The sequence below is a fragment of the Proteus sp. NMG38-2 genome, from assembly GCF_020640995.1.
Lineage (GTDB): Bacteria > Pseudomonadota > Gammaproteobacteria > Enterobacterales > Enterobacteriaceae > Proteus.
The window spans coordinates 1,663,958-1,680,162 of sequence record NZ_CP085481.1 but is presented as its reverse complement, the minus strand read 5'-3'; the positions used below and the strand labels follow the sequence as shown (position 1 = coordinate 1,680,162).

Sequence of the window (16,205 nt, the reverse complement as noted above, 5' to 3'; positions counted from 1 at the left end):
GAGGTGAATTAAGGGTTATTTCTTCGCATTCAAATAATCACGGCCAGACAATTTAATCGATATCCCCGAATCCATCATTTGCCCTACACTGCCATCAATGTTCATGCCCGTTTCGACAGAGCCGTAATAAAACATGGAGCCTTCATCTCGCGTTAAGACCATTTTCACCGCAAATTTTTCTTTGCTGTTTTCATATTTACGCAAGAGCCGCTGCACATCACTGGAGCTATACCGTAAGAAAAAGGTCAATTTAATTGAGCCGTATTCCGTATCACCGGATTCATATTCCTTGCCATCACTGCAAATGGTGGTGACATCAATTTGTTCGGTTGTCGAACCGTCTTTACTGAAACTTTTCACTGCACAAAAATTATTAGACCATTGAATACGTTGTGCTTTGGCGTTTGCAAAATCCGTGGGTAACGTTTTATCACTCCAATCCACTTCCTCACACAAGGTCACTTTATTGCCATCAACCTGTGCAATGGGGAAACGCCCATCTAATTCCCCTAAACCCGATAACATAATCATGTCATCGGCTTTCAGCTTATTATTGGCGATGGTAATGGTTGCGGGTGATAACGTCGCTTCCGTCACGGTCATCGCCTCTCCTAAGCCGGTTTGTACAAAGATCTTCGTGCCGAGGAAAGGCGTCGCTTTATGGTTTTTTGACTTTGCCATATCCATTCCTTATTTATCTGATGAAATCATTAATTCAAGAACAAGCCGATGCAATTTGACATCCGCTTCATACCCAAAGACCGCATTCACTCGTTGTGCAAATGGGATCGCCTCGATAATCTGAGCCTCGATTTTTTTACGCAAGACCATAAGGGTTTGTGGTTGTGGCGCATACACATCAAGTTGCACGCGATAGTTGTCTAAATCCGTATCCTCCAGCGCACTGTTAGGCGTGATGCTGGCAAACTGGATCACAATGGCGGGATAATGCCCTTTGCCTTCGGGTAATACCTGAAAAAAAACCCTTCCATCGACAAGCGGTGAAAGGGTCTCTTTTAATTGCTGTATCATGATCTCTACCTTGTTTTTTCAATATCCTCTTTGAGTGTTTGAACAATCACTTTAGCCGTCGCTTCCTTTTTCGCCTCAAAGCTGGGGCGCATAAACGGTTGTGCGGGCATCTTGGCCGTACCAAACTCGACAAACCACCAATAAAATGGATCATTTGGGTTCAATGCTGCACTTTTTCCCGTTGCTTGTTTAAAAGCAGACACCTTTTTACCCGATAATGATTTCACCCAAATACGCGTTTTGACTTGTCCATTGCGTTGTACTTTCGTTTTAGAACGAATATTGCGCTTGATAGTGCCTTTGCGTCGATGCGGCACCGTTTCCTTAAGAATAGGCACTCGATGTTTGATTTCTTCTTTTAACGCCGAAGCCCCTGCATTCATCGCCTTACGCGCGCTTTGATTTCTGGTTTTACGGGCAATGTCTTGCATTCGTTGAGCGAGTTCAGACAATCCACTGATTTTAATCTCACCCATCATTCACGCCCTCTTTGCACATCAATTGAAGCTCACGATGACGCTCATAAGGGTCAATAATCGAAATAATATTAAATATTCGCTTACCCCATACAATACGCATCGAGGTATCAATATCAGCGATATAGCGAATAAGAATTCGTGTTGTGGCCTCACTTTGTACTTGTTGGGCTTGAAAATATTCCCGCCCTTGATAAGGCATGATCGCTGCACGTACTTTTGTCGCATGATCCGTCCAAATCACATCATTGCCACTGATGGCATCGGGCGCTAATACTGATTTTTGAATATGAATAGTGTGGCGTAATCGTCCCGGATCCATTAACTACCTCGCCAATTTCGACAAAGCAGTAACAATCGTTCTGCTGCTTTATTTTCATATAACGGAATTTCACTTTGACTAGTTCGATGTTCAAACATATCCCCCAGCACCAAAAGCATGGCCGATTTCACTTCATAAGGGATATCATCAGGTGATTTCCATGTGGGTTCATCACACCATCTCAAACAATAATTTAATGCGCTTTGTGCATAAAATATAATCTGCTCATCACGATCATCACCGCTGTATTCGAGATGCTGTTTTAGTAAAGAAAGAGGAATGACATCTAAGATATTCATGATGTAATACGGGATAGTTACCTACCCCGACCTATTACTTAAGCACTTCTTCCAGACGTTGGGAAAGTTCCTTTAATTAAGGCTTGAGGGCGATAATGGGCTAATGCTAAACGTTCTTCACACAAAATGGTCAGCATATTCTTCACGAAATTATCACGATCTTCTCGACTCACTTCGATAACTGCATTCATTCGATCCCATACTTGAGACGCCAAATCAAATGCACCAACAGTAAACTCACCTTGTTTTTGTGCTTTTGTTGGAACAACAGGTAATCCCCACATTACATTTGAAGTAAACGCTTGTGGGCCACCGAAAATATAGCGCCCTTCTTTATCTTTCATTAACGCAATGGCATGCCAATCACGAGGATTTAAAATAATACCGGAAGCACTAAATTCAGATTCTGTTACCTGATAAATGGCATGAGCAATCAGATCAGCATGTGTGTCACCCGTAGCACTCAACGCGGTATCATAGGCAGTGGCAACATGATTAATTCCCGTCAAATTATCCGCAGTACCGTCACCATTGAGTAATTGCTCCTCTTCCACTAACGCTAAGCCATACAATAAGCGGTTATTAACATAAGACTGTAACTGCACAGCATCATCCATCACTTGGCGGGACGCTTGGATCCAATGAGCAATAGTGATCACATTTGCTGTTTGTTTTTCAAACGTCAGATTAGATTCTGGCTTTTGTGCCTTTTCTTTCACGGGTGCCGCGCTATTGGTAAACAATTTTTCGCGTACATATTCCAGTGAGTTACTGGAAATACGACCTTGTGCTAATAAATCGCGGATAACTAAACGACGCATCCCCGGCATAATAATACCCGGTACTTGCATAGGCTGAATGAGAACTCCGGCTGAACTCGCATCACTGCCTAATGATTTATTAAAGGTTTTCACTTCATAAGAAGCCTGACTTCCATTCCATGATTTTGTCAGCGCTTCTGCTGCTCGCTCAGAAAAATCTTTTTTCGCATTAGGATCATCAGCGCTCGTTGCCCCTTTCTGCTCTAAATCAAACAGACGTTCACCGGCTTTTTTTAATTCCTCTTGAACTAAGACTAAATCTGTTTGTAATTGCTTTGAAACTGCGCCAGTAGCTTCAATTTCTTTCTTCTGTGCATCGAAGAGCTCTTGCACCTTTTTTTGTGAGCCTTCGATGGCTTCTTGGATAATAGCTAAGTCAGACATATTCTATCCTTTCAGATTAAATGCATTAATTTGGTTAACAATGGATGCGACTAGGGATTGTTGAGTGTCATCGGACTCACTCCGAATAGCGGATTTGAAGCGGGAAATAAAACCGACTGCTTCTGATTTTGATAAACCGGCTGACTCTCTCAGCCAATCCTCAATATCTCGGATCGTTAATAACCCATCAATGCTCTTGAGTGATGAAACCTGTGCTTGGTCATTAGCGGGAAATGTACAAATACTAATTTCACGTAACAGGGAGATATTTTTAAAAATACGACCTGAAGGTGTTCGCTCAAAGTCATTACGCAGACAACCGAATCCGATAGAAAGCCCGTCAACCGTGCCATGCTTCATTGCCGCTTTTAGATCTTGAGCCGCACTATGACCGGGCGTCAGTTGTCCTCTTACACGTAATCCTTTTTGATCTTCCTCCATGTACTCCCATTTCCCCACAGGAAGTTCCCAGACTCGATGGTTATAAAACATAGCGACTTTTTGTTTTTGCTTATCTAAAACATGCTTAAACGCACCGGGTAAAATAATGTCACCATCGAGATCTTGATGACTAAATACGGAGGCATAACCTTCGAAAACGCCTTGTGTGCCATCCCCCGTAAATTTGATTTCCGCTTCATCAAAATTCAGTGTTTTTCTAATATCAGGCATTGAACCTCCATAAATAATTAAGCCCCACTTTCGTGAGGCTCTTTATTGAGTTGGTTAATCGGTAAATATTGTGCTTGCCGGTAAGCGACATCTCCACCTTCAAGAGGAGGATAATTATCGAGTCGTCGCATTTCATTAATGGTTCTTAGCCCCGATTCTCCCATCGCTTTCATAAACGCGGCGCGTGAAGTGGAATCGCCACGCAATAATCCATCAAGATTATGTTCAGCATGATATTTCCCCACTTCGGGTGGTTTTAGAAGCCAACGCACAATGCAGTTTTCCCATCGGGAGATATAGGGTTGTAAGGTATATTGAAGAAAACCTAAGTTTTGTTGCTCAATGCCTGTTCCCCAACTTGTTGATTTTTCAACATCACCGACTAAATGCGGTGGAACACCAAAGAAACGGGCTAATTCACTGACTTGAAATTTGCGGGAAGACATCGTTTCTGCATCTTGAGGACTAACACCAATATCTTGTGCTTGAAATCCCCCCTCTAAGATCCACAATCGCTTTTTAACAGGGCCACCCGCAATTTCTTTGAAATTCTCTTCAAGTTGGCTACGTTGCTCTTTATTTAATACCTTATCACCCGTTGTTAGAATTTTAGGAGACTTAGCCCCATTGGCATAAAACTCACGTTGTTGATCTTCCATCGCAACGGCCGTGCTTGCTGTCTTACACGCATAAGCAATAGGCGACAATCCAACTAACCCATTAAAACCAAACCCTTTTAAATGAAAAATTTCGTGTTGTTTAAATTTGGCAAATTCATGATCACGCTGATATTTATAGATAATATTCTTCCCCTCCATGCGTACATCCATATTGGCAGACAGCAGAGGGAGCAAGCTAATCACATCACCCACTTTATTTCGCTCAATCAACGCGAAAGCATTACCATAAAAGCAAAGCTGCATAGTCATTGCCTCTCGGAATTCTTGAGCGGTCATATATTGATTGGGCGAATATCGCAGTAATCGAGCCAATGGGTGACTTAAATCAACTTTGGTTCTATTTCCCTGTTTATCCGTTTCGAACACATCCAGTGGCAAACAAGCCGTTAACGTCGAAATTAAGCTAACACAACGCCAAACCGTTGATATTTGGAGTATTCGCTCATCATTTACAGAAGAATCACCAAGCGAACCTTGCGCTGAGATAACGCCTGATTGTGAACCTTGTTCAGGTGTCACAAGTCTTCCCCCAACAAAGAAGGAAGCCAGACGCGCAAACCAACCATGATTAGTGCGCAAATCGATTGAATATTGTTTATCTGTCATCACATACTCAATGGGTTAGAGAAAAAATCATCAAGGTTGCCATCATCAACCTCACCTTCCGCAGCCCCAATCGCCATTGCTGATGCCACCACACCATCAATTCGACCAGTGCTTTTTTTCTTGGCAAAGACGCGGTTATCTTTTTGGTCAGCCTCAAGCACAGCAGATGCGGCATTCCATCTCAAACAAGGATTGGTGTGGATCTCAATCTTCTTGTCATCAATTAGCTGTTCAAACAGTTCGATAGAGTGTGGCATCCATAGCCCTGAATCTTTGGCTTTGTAATATCCTTGTCCATGCGGAGTTAAAGGAACCGTCACACCCGCTTCATCGAGTTTGGGTTCAAGGTATTTAATGCGATAAGGATCAAAGGCAATGGCTCTCATGCTGACGTGCATCGCCATTTCAGCAATGCGTTCTGCCACAAATTCATACCTCACCGCATTCCCTGGAGTGGTATGCATAAAACCTTGCCTTACCCATAAGTCGTAGGGCACTCGGTCGGTTTTCGCTCTATCTAATAAAGTGTCTTTGGGTGTCCAAAATTCAACATAAAGACGTTTGAGGCGAGGAAAATACAGGGCTAATGCGGTTAAATCTTTGGTTCCTGATAAGTCCAATCCGCCATAACACTCTTCACCTTGAAGATCATCGAAGGTGAACGTGTTTTCACACTGCATCCATGTTTCACTGTTAATCCACGGATTATCGGCATCCACCCACTGGCAAAAATTAAGCCGACGCACAATGCTTTCTTTTGCGGGCATACCTCGAGCTTGTGTCACTTGTTCACGTAAGTAGCGATCAGAAAAGGTGTAGCCCAATGACGGATTGGCTTTCCCCCAGCAAGACTCATCCTTAAAGGGATCATCGCCCTCATCCAGTGAGCAAATATAGGAAAAGAAGCTGTCGTCTTCGATAGTGCCTTCGGCAACTTTTCGTCCGTATTCATGATAGTCATAACACACACTGGTTTTATCATGCCCACTATTGGTGATCATAAATATCAAGGCTTGTCGCCGACCTTTTGTGCCCGCTCGCATCATCTCAACGGCGGTATTATTTTTATGCTCATGAATTTCATCTATCAGCGCACAATGGGGACGAGGCCCTGATTGCCCATCATCTGAGCTAATCGGGCGAAAGAATGAACTCGTTTTCAAATAAGCCAAGTTCCACTCTTTGCCTGTTCCGCCTGATTTGGTGATCCGCTGACTTAATGCGGGAGATTGATCAACCATCGCCACCGCATCACGAAACAAAATCATGGCTTGGTCTTTTTTCGTAGCTGCCGCATACACTTCAGCACGTGGTTCACTGTCGGCGACTAAACAATACAGCCCAACGCCACCCGCCATCGGGGATTTTCCTGAACCTTTGCCTGATTCAACGTACACCATGCGAAACCGGCGTGTGCCGTCTGTCATTTTCCAGCCAAAAATAGAGCCAATCACAAAGCATTGCCAAGGCAATAAAATAAACGGTTTCCCTTCATGCTCCCCGCCATTGAGCTTTAAGACTTTCGCGAAAAAGTCGATCACCCTTTTGACAGCCTCAACATCCCAGACTAATCCTCGTTGCTCGGCTTCATTTAAGTCTTTGAGATGACGTGCACATGCATGACGAATATCAGGCCCCGCTAAGATTTTGCCTTGATGCACGTCTTGCGCGTATTGCGTTGCGGGATCAACCGAAATATTGGTTGAGCGGATCTTCCTCTTCTTCTCCACCATCCATCTTCACCTTCGAACGAGCGGCGGGGGTTAAACCAAACTCGACTAAATAACTTTTAAAACGGCGATCTGCATCAGCCAACATGGCAACGGCAGGATTCGCTTTAATTAAAAAATCCCCTAATTGCGTTTTTGTGGTGTATGTCCGGCCTTCAATGGCAATGGTGTCTCGCAATTGAAGAATATCGGCGTAGATATCACACAGCCGTTCTAATGCCAGCGTGTCAGCCACAGTTAAAACACCCATTCCATCGAGTAGTAAGGTTAATTTTGCCCACGCCATTTTCCCCCAATCCGTTAAATGTTCGGGTGGGCTTGGAATTTCACGTTTGGGTTGGGGTTCTTTATCGTTGAGTTTTCGTTTTCCCGGATTACCGGTGACCACCTTCAAGTGGGTCGGTTTCGGGCGTCTTCCTGCCATCGGAACCTCCCAGAAAAAAACTTTTCATTTCGCGGTTGTGCACACAAATGAGGGCGCTAGGTAATCAGGGCGAAAGTGTTTGAACTTTTACCCCGCCCCCACCCTGTATTCATGGTGTTATTGATGCCAATGAGAATTGGGATCGAGTGGAATACCATCCGCATTACAGCCAATGACTTTGCCACTCTTTTCGATACGTTGTTTGGTTGAGTTATGATGCAGTTCGCATAAGCTTTGGAAGTTATTTTTATCCCAGAATAAGGCTTGGGCTTTTGCGATACGTTCTTTATCACCTGATTCAAGTGCTTCTTTAAGACGATGTGGAGTAATGTGGTCAACTACTGTGGCAGCAGTAATGCGCCCTTGCTCTTGGCACATGACGCAAAGTGGATGTTCATTAAGAAATGCTAATCGCACTTTAGTCCAGCGACCACCATAGACATTGCGTTTTTTCATGGTTTATTCTGTTTATTATTCTCTTTTACTGCTCATTCTACCTCAATCAGTTTAACTGGTTTCTCACCAGCCTCATGACACCAATTATTATATTCACTGACAGCACGCATGAGATCACTATCCGTCCGTCCAATCTTATCAACTAAAAAAGTTAAGCTCTCAGTATCAAAAACAACAACTTCTGGTGGAACATGATTGATATTCCCTTTCTGGTGAAGAGAATAGATTACTGCTCGCAGTTCATTTATAGCCTTAGATCTTTCAAGATGCTGTACTTTGATTTTGTCAAGCAAGACCTTACAACGTCCTATGGCTTCATAGTTAATCTGTTTATCTGACATAATGTTCTTGACTAGTCCTGATATAGGTTGACAACTTTTCAGGCATAAAACGCTCGATGTACTTCATCGGGCGTTTTATAGTTTAACGATAAGTGTGGCCGTTTTTCATTATAGAGTTGAATTGATTCTTCTACTAATTTTCTTGCTTGTTCTAGATTACTCGGTTTTATCAGTAGATACTCCATTTTTAATATTCCATTAATTCGTTCTGCTAAGGCATTTTGATAACAATCATACCCATCAGTCATAGAACATTGAATATTATGCTCTTTATGTATCTCCTGATATTCCGAAGAACAATACTGTATCCCTCGATCTGAATGATGGATTAACGAAGTTGTCGAAGTCCGTTTTTTTAACGCCTGAACCAACGATTTCTTCACTGAACTTGTTTTCATATTGTTATCTAAATGATATCCCACGATTTTTCGTGAATACGCATCCGTAATTAAACTTAAATAAGTATCACCTTCATGCGTCGATAAATAGGTAATATCTGCCACCCAAAGCTGTTCTGGTTGTGTGGGGATAAACCCTGACTTAATTAAATTAGGATGCCGATGAAAACGATGATGGCTTAAGGTTGTTCGATGATAAGCCCGTTTATTAGGCACCAGTAACTGATGTTCTTTCAATAAAGAAAATAGCCGATCACGACCAATAACCATCTGTTTTTGCTTTAAAATAAAATGTAATTTACGCCCACCCAGTCGAGGTTGTAAGACTCGTTCAGATTTAACAACATCAATAATGGCCGAATCTGCTTTCTTTCGTTCCTCAGTTCTATCCAGCCTCTTGTAATAAGCCTGTCGGCTGATCTGCATAAAACGGCAAGCAATTGTTACGGTGAGGTTTTTAACCGTTTTTTCTTTAATAACTCGGCTTTGCGCTTTTTTGACAAACGAACTCCAAAGTCTCTATCCATGACTTTAACCACAGCTTCGAAAAAATCGGATTTAAGCCGAGCTTCTTCAAGTTCCTTTTCAAGGATCTTAATGCGTTGTTCCGGCGTTTGTTGTTTAGAAGATTGGGTCATAGCTGAACCTCTATAAAAAGTATCAGGGGTACCGTTTGACCAATCTAACCTACCATGCTTACGAAGCCAAACTAAAACAGTAGAGCATCCTTGTATACCATAGTGATCTTGGGCTTGTTTATAGGTTATTTCGCCTTTTTCAACTTGGTCAACAAGCTGTAATTTAAAAGCGAGAGAATAATCGCGTTGAGTCCGTTTAGTGATTGGTTTCATTACATTCTCCAATTTCAGATTGGAAAAGTGTCAACCTTATTTAGGACGGGTCATCTCCAATAAAAAAGACCACTAGGATCTATTTTGTTTTCTCTTTAGCAAATTTACTCGCCCATACTTTGGCGATATGCAAGCAATCGTCAAACATTCGCCCTTTCTTACTCGCTTGAGCGATTCGACGATAATGATCTACTGCCATGTAGCTTGCTCTCTGGGTGACAGATAAAGAAAAGCCGAGCTTCTTTAACTCGGCCTGTATGTTCTTTTCTATAAATTGTTCGTGGTTCATGCGGGTTCTCCTCCATCTGGAAAATCACCCATATCAGGTAAAGTAAGTTGTGATAAATCAATAATGGCTTTCTTTGCTTTACGTATTTTCTTCAAATGACGCTTGCGCAAATTCATCAGGTCACTACCTTTCTTGCCAAAATTTTCGAAAGACCAATTATCCGCTGCCACTAATCTATTTTGCATTTCATTAATGGTAAGGCTTTTGAGCTCATCCATATCAAGATTTGCTAGCTCTGCTTGAGGTTTTGACTCCTTCTCTGCCAAGTCTAGTAGCCAGCGTCGAAGTGCTTTAGCAATATCAGTTTTAGAGAGAATACCGACCAAATGAGCACCTCTAACCGAAAATATCCTCACTCTTTTATTTTGCATCCCATTGTTTTTATTACTAACGGTCAAATTGACCGTCTGAGACATGCCGTCGGTAAATTCATCTTTATTTCGATTAAAGATACGAGTTACTGATGACTCATCTTTGTACCCAAGTAATTCTGAAAGTTGCTTGTTGGTAAACCAGATTTTTCCATCACCATTATCAAATGGGGTGATTTTGTTACCTTTAAAAACTAAGGATTTATTCATAGCGTATTACCTTCATTTGAAATGAACCCTCGTTCACATAGAAAATCAGCCCGTCGAAGCTCGCCAGCTATAACTGACTTCCTCGAAGGCTCATATCAAAGTGATTGGATTCGACGTTTGTGAATTGCTCTGTGAATGAGCGATGAAATGCGTATAAAAAAAGCCACCAGCGATTAACTGATGGCTATCCATATACACCACTAAATAAATGACGTTTGTAGAATTAAATATATTGATGTCTCTCCATCGTCACGCCCCTTCTTCTACCTACAGCTGACGTTGCTGATAATGACCAAAAAATAACAAAACGGTGGTATTCGTTGTTTTTGATTTCTCTTACACACTCAATGTGAGGAGAACATGTCATCGTTAATGTATGAGAACAGCGACAACGCAACGCATTAAAACATCATTACAAGAGGATTATTTTCTAAAAAATAGCGTTGATTATTAACAGATTGATTTAGTCGATATTGGTAATCCATTGTTTTCACATATACTAGTGAAAGCCCTGTGGGAGCCCAAATTCACAGAGTTATTTTTATCTTGCGTTTTTATTTAGGTAAGAAATAGGTTAATCAGAATCATCAATCTAGTATATATACTTACTTAAGCTATACTAATTAAAATCAACCTCGCTATACTCTTACTGATTGGTGTTTAGTTAGTTTGCCCATGCACCCATGCTGGGCTTTTTTTAGTTCACACACTCCACTCTAATGTAATCCTGCAACCCTTTAATCATCTGCTCTGACTCTGCAATTCGTTCGCGGAGTAACCAATAATTTCGGATAGCGGTGTCAGTAGGTCTGGCGGTGGTTGCATAAGCCAAGCTGGTGGAGGGAGTGGTTGTGACTTTGGGACATTCGGCTTTGATATACACCCGCTCAGGATGACGCTCACTAATATCACGCAACCGACTAATTTCATTCTTAGCATTCGCTAGCTCCTGCGTATATTGAATATCCAGTTGGTTTAACCGCATTATGCGTGCTTGATAATCAGTATTAATAGACTTTTGTTCTTCGAGAGCCACTGTTAGTTTTTTGTTGGTATCTGTCAGTGAATTAATCCTGTCAGCTTGCCAATTAATCACCCAATAGCCACCCACAATAATGCCTACCATCGCAATGACGGCATAGAGTTTCCCGTATTTCATGATTAGTACCGATGATGTGAGAGTGCAATCTGACAGCGTTTTTCTAAACTAACTTGGTCTTTAGTACATGAGTTATCAATCAAGAGATAAATGCCACCAGCGACTGTAATGAGTAATGCAAGGATAAAGCTGATAATGATAATTAAAGGTTTCCATGACATAGTGCTGACTCCGCCTCTCGACGACTGACAAGCCCTCGCCAAACCTTTCCACCCGCATAAACCCAGCGTTTCATTTCTTCACAAGCACTCGATCTATCACCCGCGTTTAGTTTCTTGAGTAATGTTGAACGAGCAAATGCGGTTGTACCCACATTAAAAGCAAAGGAATATAAAGCGGCTTTGGTGTAGTCATCGAGTGGCACTTTGATTAATGCATCGACTTGCTGTTGTGTCTTAATAAAATCGTTTTGTAATAAGGCATCACATTCTTGTTGTGTGTATCTCTTACCCTGAATAATGTCTTTGCCTGTATGCCCATAACAAACTGTTAGAACACCCGCCACATCACGATAAGGTTCATAACGCACACCCTCAAAATGGGCTATTACTACTAACGCGATTGCTGTGGCCCCTGCTGTTGTTATCGCCGCTATTTTCTGTTTGAGAGACATTAAATATCCTTTGGCGCTTTCACCATTAATTCAGCAAGCCTTTTTAAGGTTTCGGTCGGGTTTTGCGGGTCAACATGACGAACAAGCTCTTCAAATAATTGAGTGCGTTTTCGTTGTTCTCGACGAGTCATAAAATAAGTGGCTAAACCTAGAGCCATGCTAAACGCCATCCCGATAACAAATCCCCATTCATATAATGAGAGACTGGCAAAAAATGCCGTTAAGCCTGCGGTTCCATAAGTTACATTGGTTAATTTATCCATACGCATAGTCACCCTCAGAGGAGTGTCCGTTGATGATTAGTGTGAGAAAGTTAAAAGTGAAAATATAAGGCTTAATTAAATTAATGATTCAGACCAATGTGGTTGGCTGAATGAATGATCACAGGCTATTCAAGAATTCAGTGGGATCATTAAAAATATTCAGGTGCTCGCAAATAACCAAACATTCCAACTAATCGAAATTCCTTTCATAAAGAGAACATTCCAAATTAAATATCTCATCTTTATATCTTTGAATAACGCTACTTATAACCTCCTGTTGTATACCGGTAAAAGAATTCCATATAGCCAATAAAGATGTATCATGATCCGACCAAGTTTCACCTATAAAAATTTTATCTTTTATTATCGACTTAAAAATATCATTATCCTCCGTATTCACTTCTGATACATTATTATCAGGTAGGCGCCCAATAACGCAGGCTATATGGCCATTAGGATCTGCCAATCCAATGGTTTCATTTTTTATTTTCATACAAAGTCCTATGAGGAAAGAATGAATACTAAAATATTTGAAAAATTATTTCTTGCCGATGATAAAACTCGAAATGCTGTATTAACAATTTGTGAGACCGATACTCCCCTCGTCTCAGTTTTAACACTACATTTAACTTGTGAAAATTTTTTAGAAGCTTTTATATCAGCTCATCTAAATATTGAGGATTTGTTTGCAGAAAAACCAGAAAATATTAACGATGTTAGATTTAGAATGTCCTTTGAACATAAAAATAAGCTAGCTCAGCGATTAGGTATGCCAAAACAAGCATATGATGCTTTTTGTCATATTGATCAGATAAGAAATCAGTTTGCACATAAATTATTACATGCGGAAATACCCGCAGATAGAATAAATAAACTTTGCACTCTTATCGATTCAATACGCTCTTCAGAACAAGAATTAAAATTAGAAGATGAAGGTATACACTATTCCCCTTCTAATGCAAAAAAAACATTTACCTATCGAATGTCTGATCCCGATATTCCTCAACCGTTAAAACTTTGCATCGCATACTTCTCATTAATAAGAAGAGTCTCGATGATGTATCAATAATTATAAAAACCTACTTATAAAATAGTATGTAATTTGCCATAAACTCTTATAACTAAAAATATGAACTCTCTGGAGTTTCGGGAGAGTTCAACCTGTAAGAGCTAATTACAAATCAACATATTTATTTTTTGCTCTGTTTACTCAAAGTATCAAACAGCTTTCGACACATTAAATGCCCTTAATAAACCTTCAGGTAAATGTTCTTCCAGTGACGCATTAGAAACAATCACAAGACCATACATAGATATCCATGTATTCGTTTGTTGTAAGTGTCCTTGAATAAATTGCTTCGCTTTCTCTAACAAATAAACACAACTCTCTTGTGTATTTTTGCGCCAATAAGATTCAATCGCCACCAGCAATGGATCGCCTGCATCACTAATTTTTTGTGTGCCGATTCGATATTGCTTTTTACCAGCGGGAGATGTCGTGCAAATTAGTTGTGTAAGCTGTTGAGTTTCACCATCAGCCGTATGGATATTCGCCGTTAAAATGATGGAGGTATTCATTTCACTGTCTGTTTCTGAGGCGTAGTGAAGACTAAACTGTAATTCGCTTATCTCTTTTGACATAACATTTACCGATTTATTTTAGTTAATAAGGTGCCGACTCACAGCTCTTGTGTGAACGGTATAAGTGCGTGTTGATTCTGTGGTCGGCGTAAACGAAAAGGCTACAAAGTAACCTTATTTAATTTAAGGTTGAATATATTAATGAGAATAATTATCATTACATGTGTATCAAATTGACAGGTCTGATACGAATTAGTACGACATGACTTACATTGCTTCTTGCGTTTATTTTATATGCCGATATGACTCCTAGCGTATCGGCATTTTTTTATTTTGTGTTAGGTGGTCTTTTTATACTTACAACTTAGATATTCTGATCAGGTTTGACCTAAGACTGCTATAATTCAAGGCTAAATCTAATCAGACAGTCCGCTCAGCGCCAAGAGCGAAAGTAGAGCACATCTATTGGGATGACCAAATTTAATGAGCCACTACGGTTCAGACTTAACACAATTTACTTAGTAATGTTAGATCAGTTCATTGGCTAGTTTTGTAATATGCCTTAATGAAAAATAGAACTTTTACATGTAGCTTTACGTACGAGTAGAAATAAAAATACGCTATTATTGGATTATGCCATTGAGAATTTAATTTTGAAGTAATTATGCGCCATTGTTTCTCCGTGGCACAGTAGGTAAAGCTGTTCGTGCCCATGAATACAACTAATATTTAAAATGTATATTTTATATCAATCCAATTTTTTGCATCATTATCAACTAAAGTAAAGCTATGTTTATAACTTGAATTTATAGCATCGATTACTGATTGAGATGGATGTCCATGTGAATGACCGTCCGACTGAGCTATAAACAAAACATTATCAAAATCTGCAATTATTTTTTGATTGAAATTTAATTCTGAACCATGATGAGGTAATGTCATCACCCTTACCGTTTTAATCACTTGTGAATAGAATCCAACCCATTTGTTATAATATAATGATGTTTTAAGCTTCGAGTCGCCTGTTAATAAAACAGAGCTAGTTCCTTTATATCTATTAAAGGAAAAATATCGGTCTTTCCAACTATATCTAGAATCAAACCACTTACGACAAGACTCACTAATAACTTCCATCTCAGCATTTTGATTATTAATAATCAAGAGATTGATTGATATTACATTATGATCACTAGCGAGTTTTAAATAACACTCGCGTAATTTCTTTCTTTCCTCCGCATTAGTTAATATTTTAAGTAATTCTTTTTTATTTAACTCAGAAAAGCCATTTTTAATTAATTGCTGGCTAAAATTTTTAATTTTCTTACGTGAACGAGGTGGTATCCAAGAAATTAATGACATTAATGTATTAGTTTTGTTCTCTACCATCCTGTTAGTCGACCAACGATTACATTCAACATCTTCTGTGAGGTCAGGTATTTTTATTGGCGAGTTTATGGCGCTATCTTTAATATTTTCACTATTAAATACAAGTGGTTCAACTTTATCATCAATATCATTGGGGTAAAGCAAAGAAATATCAGTCTCAGGTAACTTTGATTTTACCCATTTGACAGGATCAACGAGAAACTCCATAAAAAAGCCTGACGTCGAATTAGAACAAAGCTCTGATGCAATTAAGTAATAGCTATCACGGATGTCTAAGTAAGGTAATACAACCTTACGTATTTTGTTATCTACAAGCTGACACAAATGGTCAAATCCATTTATATGATCCGAGTCTAAATGAGAGATGTATACCACATCAATATGTTTCTCATCAATATTAAAGATAGATTTAGCTACATTCATCTCCCTACGCAATGCATTTAATTGGTCACTTCCGCAATCATACACATAACTGTAAAGCAAGTTACCATCGCGTCCCCTCAGTCCTCCTAAACTAAATCCACCCTGACCAACGGGAAACAATCTCTTATGAAATACTTCTCCGCTCATATATCCTTCTTACACCTTAATGTGATGAGAAAATTATTTTAAAGTTAAATTTAAAGATGATTTTTACTAAAGTGTCACAACACACACTACACCTTGAGTTATAGAAATGTATATTCAATCAGTTAGAGGATCAACTTGATTTTCGCTAATAAAATTTTGGAACATAGTACGAGCAGCTACTATTTCTATTGTCCCATTAATAACCAGGCTGGACTACAATCCTTTACTCCTAAAGATTGTAACTATATCCTCCTCAGGGAAATAATCTGCT

The 16,205-nt window shown here is 39.9% G+C and carries 23 protein-coding genes; 1 reads left to right on the top strand and 22 read right to left on the bottom strand.

Annotated features, from left to right (window positions below; translation table 11 throughout):
* Positions 1 to 15 precede the first annotated feature (15 nt).
* The 20 genes from LG402_RS07865 to LG402_RS07770 all read right to left on the bottom strand — a co-directional run bounded on the left by LG402_RS07865 (position 16) and on the right by LG402_RS07770 (position 12,890).
* Positions 16 to 603 (bottom strand): hypothetical protein, encoded by a 588-nt coding sequence (locus LG402_RS07865; RefSeq protein WP_227336745.1) that lies wholly within the window; start codon positions 601 to 603, stop codon positions 16 to 18.
* Between the two features lie 87 nt (positions 604 to 690).
* On the bottom strand, positions 691 to 1,032 hold the full coding sequence (locus LG402_RS07860) for a tail completion protein gp17 (protein ID WP_227336744.1): 342 nt from the start codon (positions 1,030 to 1,032) through the stop codon (positions 691 to 693).
* A 5-nt stretch (positions 1,033 to 1,037) separates the two neighbouring features.
* Entirely contained in the window at positions 1,038 to 1,511 is a 474-nt protein-coding gene (locus LG402_RS07855; protein ID WP_161751931.1) for an HK97-gp10 family putative phage morphogenesis protein, read from the bottom strand.
* A complete protein-coding gene (locus LG402_RS07850) occupies positions 1,501 to 1,830 on the bottom strand; it encodes a phage head closure protein (RefSeq protein WP_087802803.1) in 330 nt (109 codons plus the stop codon). Before LG402_RS07850 ends, LG402_RS07855 begins: the two co-directional genes overlap by 11 nt.
* Positions 1,830 to 2,129, bottom strand: a complete 300-nt coding sequence (locus LG402_RS07845; RefSeq protein ID WP_161729905.1) for a head-tail connector protein — start codon at positions 2,127 to 2,129, stop codon at positions 1,830 to 1,832. Before LG402_RS07845 ends, LG402_RS07850 begins: the two co-directional genes overlap by 1 nt.
* A gap of 38 nt (positions 2,130 to 2,167) precedes the next feature.
* Entirely contained in the window at positions 2,168 to 3,334 is a 1,167-nt protein-coding gene (locus LG402_RS07840) for a phage major capsid protein (RefSeq protein WP_227336743.1), read from the bottom strand.
* Positions 3,335 to 3,337: 3 nt separating this feature from the next.
* Positions 3,338 to 4,006 (bottom strand): HK97 family phage prohead protease, encoded by a 669-nt coding sequence (locus LG402_RS07835; RefSeq protein ID WP_020946083.1) that lies wholly within the window; start codon positions 4,004 to 4,006, stop codon positions 3,338 to 3,340.
* Positions 4,007 to 4,023: 17 nt separating this feature from the next.
* The gene (locus tag LG402_RS07830) at positions 4,024 to 5,292 is read right to left on the bottom strand and encodes a phage portal protein (RefSeq protein WP_227336742.1); all 1,269 of its coding nucleotides are present in this window, start codon (positions 5,290 to 5,292) and stop codon (positions 4,024 to 4,026) included.
* Positions 5,292 to 7,025: a terminase large subunit gene (locus LG402_RS07825; RefSeq protein WP_227336741.1), complete on the bottom strand. Its 1,734-nt coding sequence runs from the start codon at positions 7,023 to 7,025 to the stop codon at positions 5,292 to 5,294. The genes LG402_RS07830 and LG402_RS07825 overlap by 1 nt, the downstream gene beginning before the upstream one ends.
* Positions 6,979 to 7,446 (bottom strand): phage terminase small subunit P27 family, encoded by a 468-nt coding sequence (locus tag LG402_RS07820; RefSeq protein WP_006537822.1) that lies wholly within the window; start codon positions 7,444 to 7,446, stop codon positions 6,979 to 6,981. Before LG402_RS07820 ends, LG402_RS07825 begins: the two co-directional genes overlap by 47 nt.
* Positions 7,447 to 7,563: 117 nt before the next feature.
* A complete protein-coding gene (locus tag LG402_RS07815) occupies positions 7,564 to 7,902 on the bottom strand; it encodes an HNH endonuclease (RefSeq protein WP_227336740.1) in 339 nt (112 codons plus the stop codon).
* Positions 7,903 to 7,934: 32 nt separating this feature from the next.
* Entirely contained in the window at positions 7,935 to 8,243 is a 309-nt protein-coding gene (locus LG402_RS07810) for a hypothetical protein (RefSeq protein WP_160230281.1), read from the bottom strand.
* Between the two features lie 38 nt (positions 8,244 to 8,281).
* Positions 8,282 to 9,492 (bottom strand): IS3 family transposase gene (locus LG402_RS07805; protein ID WP_227335837.1). Its coding sequence is split into 2 segments (ribosomal slippage): positions 8,282 to 9,150 and positions 9,150 to 9,492, totalling 1,212 coding nucleotides; the frame shifts between segments, so codons are not numbered across the junction.
* A gap of 79 nt (positions 9,493 to 9,571) precedes the next feature.
* Complete coding sequence (locus tag LG402_RS07800) at positions 9,572 to 9,781, bottom strand: hypothetical protein (protein WP_108716960.1); 210 nt, start codon at positions 9,779 to 9,781, stop codon at positions 9,572 to 9,574.
* Complete coding sequence (locus LG402_RS07795; RefSeq protein ID WP_227336739.1) at positions 9,778 to 10,362, bottom strand: BRO family protein; 585 nt, start codon at positions 10,360 to 10,362, stop codon at positions 9,778 to 9,780. The genes LG402_RS07800 and LG402_RS07795 overlap by 4 nt, the downstream gene beginning before the upstream one ends.
* Before the next feature lie 697 nt (positions 10,363 to 11,059).
* Positions 11,060 to 11,521, bottom strand: coding sequence for a lysis protein (locus LG402_RS07790; RefSeq protein ID WP_227336738.1), 462 nt, complete (start codon positions 11,519 to 11,521; stop codon positions 11,060 to 11,062).
* A 2-nt stretch (positions 11,522 to 11,523) separates the two neighbouring features.
* A complete protein-coding gene (locus LG402_RS07785; protein ID WP_004244729.1) occupies positions 11,524 to 11,682 on the bottom strand; it encodes a hypothetical protein in 159 nt (52 codons plus the stop codon).
* Complete coding sequence (locus LG402_RS07780) at positions 11,664 to 12,134, bottom strand: lysozyme (RefSeq protein ID WP_227336737.1); 471 nt, start codon at positions 12,132 to 12,134, stop codon at positions 11,664 to 11,666. Before LG402_RS07780 ends, LG402_RS07785 begins: the two co-directional genes overlap by 19 nt.
* On the bottom strand, positions 12,134 to 12,403 hold the full coding sequence (locus tag LG402_RS07775) for a hypothetical protein (RefSeq protein ID WP_026090477.1): 270 nt from the start codon (positions 12,401 to 12,403) through the stop codon (positions 12,134 to 12,136). Before LG402_RS07775 ends, LG402_RS07780 begins: the two co-directional genes overlap by 1 nt.
* Before the next feature lie 184 nt (positions 12,404 to 12,587).
* Positions 12,588 to 12,890: a hypothetical protein gene (locus LG402_RS07770; protein ID WP_227336736.1), complete on the bottom strand. Its 303-nt coding sequence runs from the start codon at positions 12,888 to 12,890 to the stop codon at positions 12,588 to 12,590.
* A 21-nt stretch (positions 12,891 to 12,911) separates the two neighbouring features.
* On the opposite strand from LG402_RS07770, the gene LG402_RS07765 reads away from it, so the two are divergent.
* Complete coding sequence (locus tag LG402_RS07765; protein WP_058336192.1) at positions 12,912 to 13,466, top strand: hypothetical protein; 555 nt, start codon at positions 12,912 to 12,914, stop codon at positions 13,464 to 13,466.
* A gap of 149 nt (positions 13,467 to 13,615) precedes the next feature.
* On the opposite strand, the gene LG402_RS07760 is transcribed toward LG402_RS07765, so the two are convergent.
* Both LG402_RS07760 and LG402_RS07755 read right to left on the bottom strand, forming a co-directional pair.
* Entirely contained in the window at positions 13,616 to 14,038 is a 423-nt protein-coding gene (locus tag LG402_RS07760; protein WP_227336735.1) for a hypothetical protein, read from the bottom strand.
* A 669-nt stretch (positions 14,039 to 14,707) separates the two neighbouring features.
* Positions 14,708 to 15,934: an MBL fold metallo-hydrolase gene (locus LG402_RS07755; protein ID WP_227336734.1), complete on the bottom strand. Its 1,227-nt coding sequence runs from the start codon at positions 15,932 to 15,934 to the stop codon at positions 14,708 to 14,710.
* Positions 15,935 to 16,205: the final 271 nt, after the last annotated feature.